The sequence below is a fragment of the Paenibacillus sp. FSL K6-1122 genome, assembly GCF_037977015.1.
Taxonomy (GTDB): Bacteria; Bacillota; Bacilli; order Paenibacillales; family Paenibacillaceae; genus Paenibacillus; species Paenibacillus amylolyticus.
On sequence record NZ_CP150272.1, the window covers coordinates 6,913,328 to 6,926,121 of the forward strand.

A 12,794-nucleotide genomic window follows, 5' to 3' on the forward strand; every position below is an offset into this window, starting at 1 on the left:
TTATTGTCCCAAAATTGACGAGGGAAAACAAGGGCTTTTGCATTTCTTCCAAGAGGTTTTATCCATGGTAAATCTGCACAACATACCATATTTCACCCTATCGGGCCTTCACCATTAGAAGTGAATGATACCGGATGTGTGCAGTAGAACCAGCAGAACCAGGATCGGAGCCACGTAACGCAGCATGAACAGCCATACCCGGAACCATCCGGAACGCAGGCCGGAAGCTTCAGCAGCCGTTTTCCAGAAGTATCCGGCAAAAATCGTTACAAGCAGTCCACCTACAGGCAGCAGGATGTTGGATGCTACAAAGTCCATCCAGTCGAACACACTCTTCGATCCAATCGTCCATTCAGGCAGCAAGCCGAGCGACAATACCGAAGGAAGTCCCACGATGAAGACCGCTAGAGAGATAACCCACACCGAACGACTGCGGCTCCAGGACAAACGTTCCATGAAATATTTCACCGGAACTTCCAGCAAGGATACTGCTGACGTTAATGCCGCAATAGCCAGCAGGATGAAGAACAGTCCACCAAACAAGAAACCAAGTGGCATCGCCGAGAAGGCCGCCGGAAGTGCCACAAAGATCAGTGAAGGTCCTTGGTCCGGTGCAATACCAAACGAGAATGTTGTTGGGAAGATGATCAGACCCGCAATGAACGCATAGATCAGGTCACCCGCGCCGACGGCAACGGTTGCCGCACCGAGGGATTGATTTTTATCCACATACGAACCGTAGGTTACAAGAATACCCATCCCAAGTGACAGGGAGAAGAAGGCATGCCCAAGCGCCACCAGTGCAGATTCCGTTGTAAGCTGCGAGAAGTCCGGATTCAGGAAGAAGGATACCCCAGCTCCTGCACCCGGCAATGTAACTGCACGAATCATCAGGATAATAAGCAGTACAAGCATAGCTGGAATCAGAACTTTGTTGAATTTCTCGATTCCGTTGGATACCCCTTTGGCTACAATCCAGCCTGTAATTAAGACCGCGACCAGTTGCCACACAATCGGCATATAACCGCCTATGAAGGAATCGAACTGTCCGGCATAATCCGGATTGTTAAACAGTGTTCCACTGAATGACGTAATTGCATATTGGAGGGTCCACCCTGCAATAATGACATAAAACGAGAGGATGATAAAAGGCGTCAGTACTTGCAGCAAACCGGCTGCGAGCCAACCTTTATGTCCACCTGCTTTGATAAAAGCCGTAGCTGCACTACCTCTGCCACTGCGACCAATCGCAAGTTCAGCCAGGAGCACTGGCAGACCAATCAGCAGCAAACAAACGATGAAGAGCAGGAAAAACGCAGCCCCTCCGTTCTCACCCGTAATGTACGGGAATTTCCACATGTTGCCCAGACCAACCGAACTACCAATGGCCGCCAGGATAAATCCAGCTTGGGAGAAACGTTCTCCTTTGCCAGCGTTGTCTTGATCTAGATTAGGCTTACTAAAATTCATCGTATCTACTCCATCACTTTAAAGTTTTCCCGTAATTATATACTACTCAACTTGTCAGGTCATTCGAAATTCGAAATTTGTCGAAATGTTATTTTTTTACATATAAAACACACGGAAATCTTCATCTCATAAGTTCCTTAAACACAGTATGTGATAAAGTCCGTTAGTCCAACCGTATGAAGTTTCAACAAATCCGTATTCCCAACTGTTAAAAGCCCAATAGAATCAAAAAGAGGTGTCCCCTCAGCCATTTGGATGACTGCGGAGCACCTCTCTTTTTGAATTACACTTTAATTTGAAGTAACTCGTACTTGATAACGCCCATCGGAGCATTGACATGAATGACGCTGCCCACTTCTTTGCCCATTATCTCCTTGCCCAGCGGGCTCTCGTACGAAATTTTATTATCCGCAACATCGGCTTCGGCAGGACCAACCACTTTATATTCAATCTTCTCGGCGAACTCAATGTCATTAAGCAACACCGTCGATCCAATGCTCACTTTGTTGGAGTCTATATTGTCTGAAGAAATGACTCTTGCTTTTGTCAGCATCTTCTCCAAGATCAAAATTCGGGTCTCCATAAAGGCCTGATCATCTTTGGCTGAATGATACTCACTATTTTCCTTCAGGTCACCGTAACTGATCGCAAGTTTCAGACGAGCTGCCAATTCCTTACGCTTCACCGTCTTCAAATCCTTCAGTTCGTCCTCCAGCTTTTCCAAGCCTTCCTGTGTCAAAATCACTTCATCATTAGCCATTTTTCCATCTCCTAATCCTGCTATCTATCTATATTCTAACCTATATCCACTCCAAAGGGTTAGCATACCCCGGAAAAAGAAATAGCTCATCCATATATTGTATTTCAATGAAATCAGAACCATGCCTATCTCTTGAGATGAATTTCAAGACTTTGTTCAATAATTGTACCGTTACAATCTGCACAACTGATGATGTTGTTTTCATCCGTTCGCTTTTACAATGAACACAGGGCAGCAGAAGTTTATAACCATCGCCTGCAGCCCACTATATGACGTGAGGTGATCTGAATAATGATTGAACTATTGAATACAGCTGAAATACAGGCCTATCTGAAACGGATCGGCATAGATGATATAAAGGAACCTACACTGGAATTCTTATTTGAACTCCAGCGAGCACATGTGCAATATTTATCCTGGCAAACGGTCGATATTTTTGCAGGTCGTCCTGCGGAAATCAGTCTTCAAGATTCAATTCAGCTTATATTACAGGGACGCAGCGGCTACTGCTTTCATCTAAATGGTGCATTTAGTGTTCTTCTCCGCTCGCTGGGTTATACGGTTGATTGGCATCGCGGGGGAGTACAGCCTCATGGGGAACAACCCCGTGTGAACTCATTCCATCTCGGTCTATCTGTGCTTCTGCCAGATGCTGACCCGACAGTTGAACGCTGGATTGTAGATGTAGGTCTCGGCGGAATGCCCTTTGAACCTCTGCCACTTCGTTATGGAACCTATGGTTCAGCTCCGTTCACGTACCAATTGATGCCATCATCTGTTGTGACTGGGGGATGGCGGCTTGAGTACGAGCCGAATGGGCCAAGTGAAGGTGTGGACTATGCTCCTGAAGCAATTACCAGCCTGGAAGAGTTCATTCCCAAACATGAATTCTACAGTCGGGCAGTCGAATCACCTTGGCATAACGTATTTTTGCTTCGTCAGCGGGATGAGAATCGCAGTCATGAACTACGTGGATGTATGCTCCGAACACATGATACCGAAGGAATCCAGAAAACGGAGATCCGGAATTATACCGAGTGGCGTGACGTATTAACTGAAATATTTCATGAACCCTTGGTGAATTACAGCGAACTGGAATGCCAAGACATGTGGGATGGAATACAGGCTGCGCATACAGAATGGAAACGAGTACAGGAAGCATGAAGAGGAAGATGCAGAACCTGAGGCCTTAACATGAAAAGCGAGACGACCGGCTTGCTTGTTAGGGGCATCCGTATAGTGATGATTTGGGAGGAAGAGTTGAGGGGACGTTCCATATAAAGGAAAGTTACTGAACTGCGCCGAATACGTATTCAGGTGATTAATGATGATAACTATTCGTGTACTCCAAGTTCCAGAAGTATTGCCCGAGGCGAACTGGAACCAATTGCTATCGCAAGTTTCTGCGGAGCGACGTGCTCAGGCTTCGCGTTTTGTGCGTCAGGCTGACGCGTATCGCTCCGTGCTGGGAGAGATATTGACTCGTGTGACTTTGAGCAAGTTAACTGGACTGAGACCTGCTGAGCTTTCTTTTACCCGTAATTCCTACGGCAAACCTTCGCTCAGTCACCATTCGGATGTACAATTCAACGTCTCCCATTCTGGTGATTGGATTGCTCTGATCTCCGGCAGTACAGATGAACTAGGCGTGGATGTGGAAAAGATAGCTCCAATTGACATGCAGATTGCAGAGCGTTTCTTCTCTCCTAAGGAAAGCCAGTTCTTGGCTGCCGAGCCTGACGATCGTCGGCTGGAAACCTTCTACCGTCTATGGACGCTGAAGGAAAGTTATATCAAGGCAGTCGGTATGGGGTTGTCCATACCATTGGACTCCTTCGCCCTAATTCGTAATGTGGACGGAGACTGGCACTCGCCAGAAGCGACTTCTTATCAATTCCTAAGTCTACGGCTTGATCACGGACATATGTTGGCAGCTTGTTCCGCAGGAGAAGATTTGCCTGCTCAGCCGGATTTCATCACAACTGAAGAAATGTATCAAGTTTTATTATGAAGGCAGGGTATAAACCAATGTTATTAATTTAAGCTCAAAGATAAGACCAGGATAAAAAAATTGAAGTATAACGGCATGGGAAAAACCCTGTGCCGTTTGTTTTTTTTGTGCAGGCAAGAAAAAAGTAAAGAGCAAACCAAGCGAAAAAAAATGCTAAAAAATGTTCTTATGAAAAAATTATGCTGTTATTTAGACGAACATACCAAATCTTGAAGTTGACTTGGTGAGAATAGTAAAAACCATCTCCTTTTACATTACCTTAGGACGTTTATTCGTATATTCACACCGAAACTGCGCCTGTGTTTCAATTTCTATCAATTTAATTTGAAAGATATCTTAGATTTCGCTCTACTAATCAACTTAACGATATAAGCTAAAATATTAATTCACTGGTTATTTTTTAGACTTAATTTATAACTTATTAAAATTAATAAATAAAAGAGTATTGATATTCATTGGTTAAATATGTATTATAAAGAATATAAAATCAAAATATATATTTTTATAACTTAAATGGGATATATTAATTTATTGTAATCAAAATATGTTATCTCAAGTATCCGAATTTTTAAAGAAATAGTCAGGGTATGTTATTAAAAATATAATTAGAATTTTTGATTTAATCTTTTTGAAAGGGGATTTTGATATGTAACATTAGGCTCTCTTTTTTTAATATAGATATGAGTGGTTTATATTTTCAATTCGTGCCTGCCAAATAATTCTCTTAACAAAGAAATAAAGATACTCATTATCTTTTGAAGACATGAGCAATTAGGGATTTTTTTGAATTATAGAATATACTGAGAGGAAGAAAATTATGAAAAGAAAAAAAATTGCTGTTGCCCTTACTGTTTTAAGTTCAGTAGTATTGTTTTCAAGTTTTGTATCGGCGGATGTTTTCTCAAAAAAAAGGCTTGAGGGCAAGTACTCGGCCTGGTATGACTCTTCCGTAAGTTCATACGGTTATACGGGCTCTGTTGATGCAGGTAGACAAAGCTGGAACGGGATATCCTCAAAGGTTAATATAGGTAAAACTACTGTTAAAACCGGGAATAGCACGGATGAAGTTTATGTTGGAACTACTACAGACGCTGAGACTCTGGGTCAAGCAATGCCATATATGATATCTTGGCCTGCTAATATTATTGCACCACCTGACCTATTTAACTGGGATTACTCTGTAATATCGCTTTATCATAACACTATATCTGCCGGCAAAATGAATACTAGTGACCTTCGTAAGTCAATTGTATCGCACGAATTCGGACACGCACTTGGCTTGGCCCATACAACAGGTAGCAATGCCTCTAAATCAATAATGAAACCAAAGTCTAATTCTCAAGAGACTATTTTTGGACCACAAACGTATGATAAAGCTGAATTAAAGAGTAAATGGGGAAATTAAATCAGTATTACCTTTATTTTAATAATCATCTAATTTAATTGGAGGTTTTGAGAATGTTGATAAATCATAAGAAAAAGTGGATTACAGGCTTTGCTATAGTCCTTGGACTTTTTGCTGCTTATTACTTTTTCATATTTAACAGCTATAAAAGTGGAATAGTGGATGTAGATTCAACCTACATATCATATGATAACGCAGATAGTTTGGTCAGTTCAGCAGAACTGGTTGTCATCGCGAGTCCTGTTGCAGATTTTGATGATCGTGAACATGATGTTACTACTTATTTAACCGGAGCAGTTCAAGATTTTTCTACTAAAACAGAGCTGAGAGTGGAGAATATTCTAAAGGGGGACTGGAACGAAGAGTTTTTAACAGTTATTGAACCCGTCTCTTATGTCCAAAGTTTGGATGGCAAACAAAAAATCACACGTGATGGCTACGTTGAAATGCAGAAAGGGCACACTTACATTATTGCGTTAAAGAAAAACACTTTTGGAGATTATAGTATTATTAATAGGGAAAATGGAGTGTTTGATTTAAATGATAAGATTTCAACACCAAATTCATTCTCCGCTGAACAGAATAATACATCTGATATAATTTCAGTTGAAGGAGAGAACGAAGAACTTTTTGAACATGAACGAATTAAGAATGAGATTTTAGACATGTTTAATATGTAAGAAATCTGATACAGATATAAATGAGGTTAATATTTTTTAATTTACTTTACTTAAATAGTTTTATGTTTTCGGTGAATTCAAAAAATATAAAAAATCTAACAACCAGCCCACTTTAATGATATGGAGGCAGGTTGTTAGATTTTATTTTAGAAATATTATCCATAATGATCAAAATCAATCTCCAAATTGCAAAAAGAATCATTGTATTATATCGCTTTTCACAAAGTTCAGTAAACAGTTAATAAACATATTGGAGATGACAAAACTGATTATGAATAAAGATGTTGCAATAATTCAAGAGTTCTTTAATAAGATTAATCAATTCGAACTTCCATCAACTTGGGACTCACATCGAAATGAGTTAAAAAAGATTATTGGCATTTCCGAGTTTTTTGGTGAAAACTTTGATAACAGCGTAATAATTGGTGCAGGAAATTTATACGATCTTCCATTCAATGAAATCGTTGAAAACTATGAACAAACTGATTTACTAGATGTAGATTCTGCAACCTTAATTAAGGCTAAGGATAGAGTAGATACGGAGTTGCAAAGTAAAGTTAATTTAATTACTAGGGATATAGTAGGTTATCCTGAGCAAATTTCCATTTTAGATCTTCAGGACTTAGACAAAAATTCTGTTGCAGTTAAGGAATTGTTACAACAACTTTTTAGTGCTGAATTATGTCCAATCAAAATATTTCAAACTCAATATTCGTTAGCTATTTCTTCGACTGTTTCTAGTCAGTTAATCCTTCCTATATCTAAGATAACTGATCATTCTTCAAACGACGAAGTGATAGTTATGACAAAAGAATTAGGAGATATAATCGCTGACAGACATGTAAAGCAAGTTTGGGATTTACTTAAACGAGGTGGTATAGGAATAATATCTTCAGAACAATATGCGTGGGGTTCTATAGATAACTCCCCTCTACCTCTTACCAAAGTTATAAACGATCCAGCTTTAATGATGGATGAAAACATTCAAAGTCAAATTGAATTAATAAAAGGGGGATTGGTCATTAATGGACGAGTAACATCTGAGTCTATTTTACATCATATACCTCAAAGCAATATTCTGAAGGAATCTGAATGGATTTGGCAGTTTGATAATGAACTATTTTATTTGGTTAAGTGCTGGGTAATTATTAAAGATAGATAATAAATTTGAAAATAAACTACACCTTATGTAAAGGACATTTCTTACAAAATATCTATACGGCTTCTAGAAGATGATCTCCGTATTTAACAAAGATCATTCATTTTTAAGTTCCACCGGTGTCTGTAGTTGTTCTAAGTCATGTATACTTTGACTTAGTCCAGCATGCTGCAGATTACATCCTTAAAATGACCAAAGAACGACTCTTGTGAAGCGTTATCCCCGCCAAATTCCTCTTCTAAACATAGTTTGCCAACCCCATACGTTTCACTCTCTTCTAAAATCGAGATGAGTGTGGTGGATGCCTCGATCGGAATGAAGGCATTTTCTGTGCACTTCATTTTCCAGTAACATGAGGCTACTCCTTTCGATCTGGTATTAGACTCATTCATAGACAACAACAAAAAGCCAACGGCGTATTTCTACACCCATCAACTTTTTGGGGAATGCGATTCTGAGTCAGAGGAAGAAGGATTTTATGAAACTAGTCCCGGCTACGCAATTTGCCCAGCAGACGGATGATCTCAATGTACAACCATACCAATGTCACCATCAATCCAAATGCACCGTACCACTCCATATACTTGGGCGCACCACGTTCAGCACCACCCTCGATGAAGTCGAAATCCAGGACCAGATTGAGGGCAGCCACAATCACGATAACGACCGAAATACCAATGCCGATCAAGCTGTTATCATGCAGATAAGGAATCGAAATGCCGAAGAAACCCAGTACAAAGCTCAACAGATACATGATCATGATACCGCCAGTTGCAGCAACAACGCCCAACTTGAAGTTCTCCGTAGCTTTGATCAATCTGGTTTTGTATGCCACCAGCAGAGCGATGAATACAGCCATGGTCAACAGAGCCGCCTGCAATGTAATTCCGTTATACAGTGACTCATAGGTTGCGGAGAGTGCTCCCAGGAACAGGCCTTCTGCCACGGCATAGACCGGTACGAGATACGGTGCCGCTACTGGTTTGAACGAAATCACAAGTGCCAGAATGAAACCAACAATTAATCCACCATAAGCGAGCGGCATCACTTGTTGTCCGTTAAAGAACATCATCCATGTTGCAAACGCACTGCCCAGCAGAATCACAAGCGTAATAAACGCTTTGTTCACCGTGCCGTTGATTGTCATGTAATTCTGATACCGATCTTCTCCATATCCTCTGTTTTCAAACGTGCTGTCTTTAAGTGTAGGGTTACCGCTACGACCGATCAACACAATCACCTCTTCATATGTATTTGGTATATCTATGATACTAAGCTTGGGTTTACTACGTTTCAAATTCTACAAGCTACTCCCTCAAAAAGATCGGGATAGCACCAGAAGGAATCGGATGCAATCCTTCGATCACATCCTTACCCACTGGCGCAACACTTAGGACATATGTCCCAGACATTGCATGTTCATGTGCTTTTTAAGCGTCTTATTTGTACAAGACTTTATCTACATTGTATTTCGCACGCATCGTGTTGATGATATACGTCTCGTAAATTTCACGATCTACCGGATCTTCAACCAGGCATACTTCAATCTTTGTTACTTCTTCGCGGTGATTCTTAATTGGTGATACTGTGTCTTCAAAATGCTTTTTGATACGTGGTCTTAATTTTCGCGCTTTCCCGACAAATAACAACTCTCCAGCGGCATTGTAAAACATGAAAATCCCGCCTAGTTCCCGGGTAATCAGGTGAAAATCAGTAAATCCATAAATGTGGCTAAGCTGTGGATCAGCCTGCTTTGTGATAGTTACATCCGGTGTTGGCACGGTAATATTAATCAATAGGCTCACTTCCTCATTATCTATAGGTTTTCATCCTATCACATATTATAAAGGGACACCATTTCAATCTATATGAAGTACAATTCACGCAATTTTCGCTATTACGACAAATATTTCAAAAAAAAGGTTAACTTCCCTGATTCAAAGTGGTACTATAGGGGTATGAGGAAGAAATTGGGCACTGAGACATACGTCTTTATATCTACCTCCGTCTATTGTACCCTATGATTGAATATCTTTTTCATGCTGAATTCTGTTACGTGATCACGACAAGAGTACAGTTAGCAAGAACCCTAGCTTATAGATTGTGGATTCATCATCTAATCGACCCTTGCAGCAAGCAAACCTAGAAAGACCTAGATTCATGATTCACTGTAGATTTTAAGTATCACCTAGAAAGCCTGCAATTATAGTCGTACTGAAGTTAATAGACACACGTAGAAGGTCAGATAGCTATCGATCCTAGAGAGACTAGTCATGCAATACAACTGTAGAAATTATAGCAGCAGTACTATAGAAAATGGATCAAGTTTCACCACCAGGCCCCGGCATACTGCCAGGGCTTTTTTGCGTTTGTGCGAACAACCAACCACACACTCAGGGAAACAGAGGTATCGTGGTTCTTTCTGCGGGGTTTATAATATGGCAAGATACCAGTAGAGGGAGTGATGGGATGTATTCCGATCTGCAACTGACGGAGGACCGCCCTGTATATATACAAGTCAAAGATTATATGAAGCGATTGATGCTCAAAGGCGGCCTGCAAGCCAAACAAAAGCTGCCCTCGACCCGTGAACTCAGTACACTCATGAAGGTTAGTCGCAGCACGGTCCTGCTCGCTTATGCCGAGCTTGAAGATGAGGGACTGATCTATGCAGTCAAAGGCAAGGGCAATTACGTCAGTGCCTCCATCGAAACACCTGAGGCAGCAGCGAACTGGGAACTGGACTGGACGACAGAGGTAAGCGAGTATGCAATTCAGGCAGAGCAGTACGATCTGATGAAGCATGGCTCCGGCGCAGAGCGCGGTGAGATATCGTTTACCAGCATAGCGCCGGATGAAAAGCTGTTTGATCTGCACAACGTGAAACGGGCTTTTCTGGATCGCATGTCACTTGAAGGCGAAGTACTGCTGAATTACGGATATGCACAAGGATACAGACCGCTGATGAATTATTTACTAAGATATATGGAGAACAAAGGGGTCGACCTCCGTGGCAAAGATATTCTAATCACCAACGGATTCACGGAAGGATTCGATCTGGTGCTTGGAGTGTTACGCAAAAAAAGCGGCAAAGCGCTCTGCGAGAATCCAACGCACCACACGGCAATCAAAAATCTAAAATTGCACCAGTTTCAACTGACCGGTGTGAATATGGAGCCGGATGGCCTGGACTTGAAGCAACTGGAACATGAACTTGAGGCAAGTCCATATGATTTGGCATATCTCGTGCCCTCCTATCACAATCCAACCGGGATTGTGACGTCCCCTGCGAAACGGGTAGAAATCATCCGGTTGATGAACAAGTATCAGGTACCGATCATTGAAGACGGTTTTAACGAAGAATTGCGATATTCCGGTTCGCATGTCTCTCCCCTGATCGCCAGCATGGGCAAAGGCAATGGACTGGTGTATCTGGGCAGCTTCTCCAAAGTCCTGTTCCCAGGTCTGCGGGTGGGTTGGATTATTGCGGATGCGGCGCTGATTGATTATCTGGAGAGTATGAAACGGGCACGCAGCATCCATACCTCCACGCTGGACCAATCGTTATTGTATCAATATCTGAGCAACGGTAATTTCGAGAAGTATTTGAAGCGAGCTCGCACCGAATATAAGCGAAAATATGAATTGGTTGTGCGTTGCCTGAAACAGTATCTGCCAATGTGCCGAATTTCCGGTGCGGGTGGTCTGCATCTGTTCGTGCAGTTCCCGTCCGAATACAGAACCCGTGAACTGCTGGAAGCCTGTAAAGTGAAAGGTGTAACGTTCACACCTGGGGATACCTTTTATCTGGAACCCGGTCAGGGTGTAAACACGATGCGTCTGGGTTTCTCCAGAGTCAGCGATGAGAATATACGTAAAGGCATTCGCATCATTGGCGAGACAGCAGCTCAAATGAGATAAGGAGGATTTCACATGAAAGTTGGCGTGATTATGGGCGGTACATCTTCAGAGCGGGATATTTCCCTGCTCACCGGACAGGAGATGATGGCAAACCTGAATAAAGACAAATACGAGGTTGTACCCATCGAGCTGAATACCAAGCGCGATCTAATCGACAAGTCAGCGGGGATCGATGTGGCACTGCTTGCCCTGCATGGCAAATACGGCGAAGACGGTACGGTCCAAGGCACATTAGAATCTCTGGGTATTCCCTACACAGGCTGTGGTGTGCTGGCAAGTAGTGTATGTATGGATAAAGACATGTCCAAACAGCTCATGCAGCATGCAGGTGTACTTACAGGAGAGTGGCTACGAGTGAGTCATATTGAGGAACTGTCCTCAACTGCTGTTCAACAATTAACGTACCCTGTGGTGGTCAAACCCAATTCAGGCGGTTCCAGCATCGGTACCCAAGTGGTGAAGGAAGCTTCCGCCCTGCCAACTGCAGTAGAGGCTGCCCTCGCCTGGGATGATACGGTCATGATTGAACAGTATATCGAAGGTGAAGAAATTACCTGTGCCATTCTGGATGGTAAGATGCTGCCGGTGATCTCCATTCGTTCGAGCGCTGAGTTTTTCGATTATTCTTCCAAATATGATGACCACGGGGCCGATGAGCAGGTTGTGCAATTGCCTTTGGACCTTCACCATCGCGTCGAAGCCGCGGCCTTGGCCTGTTATCAGGTGCTCAAATGCAGCGTCTACGCTCGCGTGGATATGATGATTCGGGAGGGCATGCCGTATGTGCTTGAAGTGAACACGCTGCCGGGTCTTACCCGTAACAGTCTGTTGCCCAAAAGTGCAGCTGCTGCAGGCATTTCTTTTGCAGAGCTACTGGATACCATTATTGAACTTTCATTGAAAGAAAGACCCAAGGAGGATACAACATTATGAGTCTGGATGTGACGATTAGACATAGCTCCCCTACCGATCTGCAAGATATGGTCATTCTGATGGACCAACTCGGTTACCCAACCACATACGCGGAGATGGAGGAGCGTTATGCCCATATCTCTGCGGACGCAAACTTTACTACACTCGTTGCTGAAGCACGAGGACGCGTAGTTGGACTGATCGGATTACAGACGTCTTATCTATATGAAAAGAACGGAAGACACTGCCGCATCTTGGCATTGGTTGTACACGACCAGTTCAGGGGCTCAGGCATCGGCCGTCAGCTCATTCTTGAAGCTGAGCAATGGGCAGCCACGCATAACGTGGATTCCTTGTCTCTGAACAGTGGCAATCGCCCAGAACGTGAAGCTGCACATGAATTCTATCGCCAGATGGGCTTTATAGCCGGGAGTACCGGGTTTAGCAAAAAGCCGCAGATTCTACAGCACACTTAA

The 12,794-nt window shown here is 42.6% G+C and carries 13 protein-coding genes; 8 read left to right on the forward strand and 5 right to left on the reverse strand.

What is annotated here, in order from left to right; genetic code table 11:
- Window positions 1–114: 114 nt before the first annotated feature.
- Both NSQ20_RS30705 and greA read right to left on the reverse strand, forming a co-directional pair.
- Window positions 115–1,470, reverse strand: coding sequence for a sodium-dependent transporter (locus tag NSQ20_RS30705; RefSeq protein WP_036612255.1), 1,356 nt, complete (start codon window positions 1,468–1,470; stop codon window positions 115–117).
- Between the two features lie 283 nt (window positions 1,471–1,753).
- Window positions 1,754–2,230 (reverse strand): transcription elongation factor GreA, encoded by a 477-nt coding sequence (gene greA, locus NSQ20_RS30710; protein ID WP_036612258.1) that lies wholly within the window; start codon window positions 2,228–2,230, stop codon window positions 1,754–1,756.
- 291 nt (window positions 2,231–2,521) lie between these two features.
- Between greA and NSQ20_RS30715 the strand changes: the two genes are divergently transcribed.
- The 5 genes from NSQ20_RS30715 to NSQ20_RS30735 all read left to right on the forward strand — a co-directional run bounded on the left by NSQ20_RS30715 (window position 2,522) and on the right by NSQ20_RS30735 (window position 7,488).
- On the forward strand, window positions 2,522–3,394 hold the full coding sequence (locus NSQ20_RS30715) for an arylamine N-acetyltransferase (RefSeq protein WP_340031470.1): 873 nt from the start codon (window positions 2,522–2,524) through the stop codon (window positions 3,392–3,394).
- A gap of 160 nt (window positions 3,395–3,554) precedes the next feature.
- On the forward strand, window positions 3,555–4,241 hold the full coding sequence (locus NSQ20_RS30720; protein WP_081745975.1) for a 4'-phosphopantetheinyl transferase superfamily protein: 687 nt from the start codon (window positions 3,555–3,557) through the stop codon (window positions 4,239–4,241).
- 817 nt (window positions 4,242–5,058) lie between these two features.
- The gene (locus NSQ20_RS30725; RefSeq protein WP_051447258.1) at window positions 5,059–5,646 is read left to right on the forward strand and encodes a matrixin family metalloprotease; all 588 of its coding nucleotides are present in this window, start codon (window positions 5,059–5,061) and stop codon (window positions 5,644–5,646) included.
- A 53-nt stretch (window positions 5,647–5,699) separates the two neighbouring features.
- Entirely contained in the window at window positions 5,700–6,326 is a 627-nt protein-coding gene (locus NSQ20_RS30730) for a hypothetical protein (RefSeq protein WP_036612263.1), read from the forward strand.
- 271 nt (window positions 6,327–6,597) lie between these two features.
- Window positions 6,598–7,488, forward strand: a complete 891-nt coding sequence (locus NSQ20_RS30735; protein ID WP_036612264.1) for a hypothetical protein — start codon at window positions 6,598–6,600, stop codon at window positions 7,486–7,488.
- Window positions 7,489–7,640: 152 nt separating this feature from the next.
- Here NSQ20_RS30735 and NSQ20_RS30740 read toward each other — a convergent pair whose 3' ends face one another.
- The 3 genes from NSQ20_RS30740 to NSQ20_RS30750 form a co-directional block, all read right to left on the reverse strand.
- The gene (locus NSQ20_RS30740; RefSeq protein WP_036612266.1) at window positions 7,641–7,826 is read right to left on the reverse strand and encodes a hypothetical protein; all 186 of its coding nucleotides are present in this window, start codon (window positions 7,824–7,826) and stop codon (window positions 7,641–7,643) included.
- Between the two features lie 143 nt (window positions 7,827–7,969).
- The gene (locus tag NSQ20_RS30745) at window positions 7,970–8,716 is read right to left on the reverse strand and encodes a Bax inhibitor-1/YccA family protein (protein ID WP_036612268.1); all 747 of its coding nucleotides are present in this window, start codon (window positions 8,714–8,716) and stop codon (window positions 7,970–7,972) included.
- A gap of 208 nt (window positions 8,717–8,924) precedes the next feature.
- A complete protein-coding gene (locus NSQ20_RS30750; protein ID WP_036612270.1) occupies window positions 8,925–9,281 on the reverse strand; it encodes a nucleotide excision repair endonuclease in 357 nt (118 codons plus the stop codon).
- A gap of 673 nt (window positions 9,282–9,954) precedes the next feature.
- Here NSQ20_RS30750 and NSQ20_RS30755 point away from each other — a divergent pair.
- The 3 genes from NSQ20_RS30755 to NSQ20_RS30765 are packed head-to-tail and all read left to right on the forward strand — an operon-like array spanning window position 9,955 to window position 12,794.
- The gene (locus NSQ20_RS30755; protein ID WP_340031472.1) at window positions 9,955–11,406 is read left to right on the forward strand and encodes a PLP-dependent aminotransferase family protein; all 1,452 of its coding nucleotides are present in this window, start codon (window positions 9,955–9,957) and stop codon (window positions 11,404–11,406) included.
- 12 nt (window positions 11,407–11,418) lie between these two features.
- Complete coding sequence (locus NSQ20_RS30760) at window positions 11,419–12,339, forward strand: D-alanine--D-alanine ligase (protein ID WP_340031473.1); 921 nt, start codon at window positions 11,419–11,421, stop codon at window positions 12,337–12,339.
- On the forward strand, window positions 12,336–12,794 hold the full coding sequence (locus tag NSQ20_RS30765) for a GNAT family N-acetyltransferase (protein WP_340031474.1): 459 nt from the start codon (window positions 12,336–12,338) through the stop codon (window positions 12,792–12,794). The genes NSQ20_RS30760 and NSQ20_RS30765 overlap by 4 nt, the downstream gene beginning before the upstream one ends.

Bases quoted from the DNA above. Each gene is read 5' to 3' on its own strand.
- NSQ20_RS30720 (WP_081745975.1), top strand. From the start codon at position 3,555: ATGATGATAACTATTCGTGTACTCCAAGTTCCAGAAGTATTGCCCGAG.
- NSQ20_RS30725 (WP_051447258.1), top strand. From the start codon at position 5,059: ATGAAAAGAAAAAAAATTGCTGTTGCCCTTACTGTTTTAAGTTCAGTA.
- NSQ20_RS30715 (WP_340031470.1), top strand. From the start codon at position 2,522: ATGATTGAACTATTGAATACAGCTGAAATACAGGCCTATCTGAAACGG.
- greA (WP_036612258.1), bottom strand. From the start codon at position 2,230: ATGGCTAATGATGAAGTGATTTTGACACAGGAAGGCTTGGAAAAGCTG.
- NSQ20_RS30705 (WP_036612255.1), bottom strand. From the start codon at position 1,470: ATGAATTTTAGTAAGCCTAATCTAGATCAAGACAACGCTGGCAAAGGA.
- NSQ20_RS30760 (WP_340031473.1), top strand. From the start codon at position 11,419: ATGAAAGTTGGCGTGATTATGGGCGGTACATCTTCAGAGCGGGATATT.
- NSQ20_RS30765 (WP_340031474.1), top strand. From the start codon at position 12,336: ATGAGTCTGGATGTGACGATTAGACATAGCTCCCCTACCGATCTGCAA.
- NSQ20_RS30740 (WP_036612266.1), bottom strand. From the start codon at position 7,826: ATGAAGTGCACAGAAAATGCCTTCATTCCGATCGAGGCATCCACCACA.
- NSQ20_RS30735 (WP_036612264.1), top strand. From the start codon at position 6,598: ATGAATAAAGATGTTGCAATAATTCAAGAGTTCTTTAATAAGATTAAT.
- NSQ20_RS30730 (WP_036612263.1), top strand. From the start codon at position 5,700: ATGTTGATAAATCATAAGAAAAAGTGGATTACAGGCTTTGCTATAGTC.
- NSQ20_RS30755 (WP_340031472.1), top strand. From the start codon at position 9,955: ATGTATTCCGATCTGCAACTGACGGAGGACCGCCCTGTATATATACAA.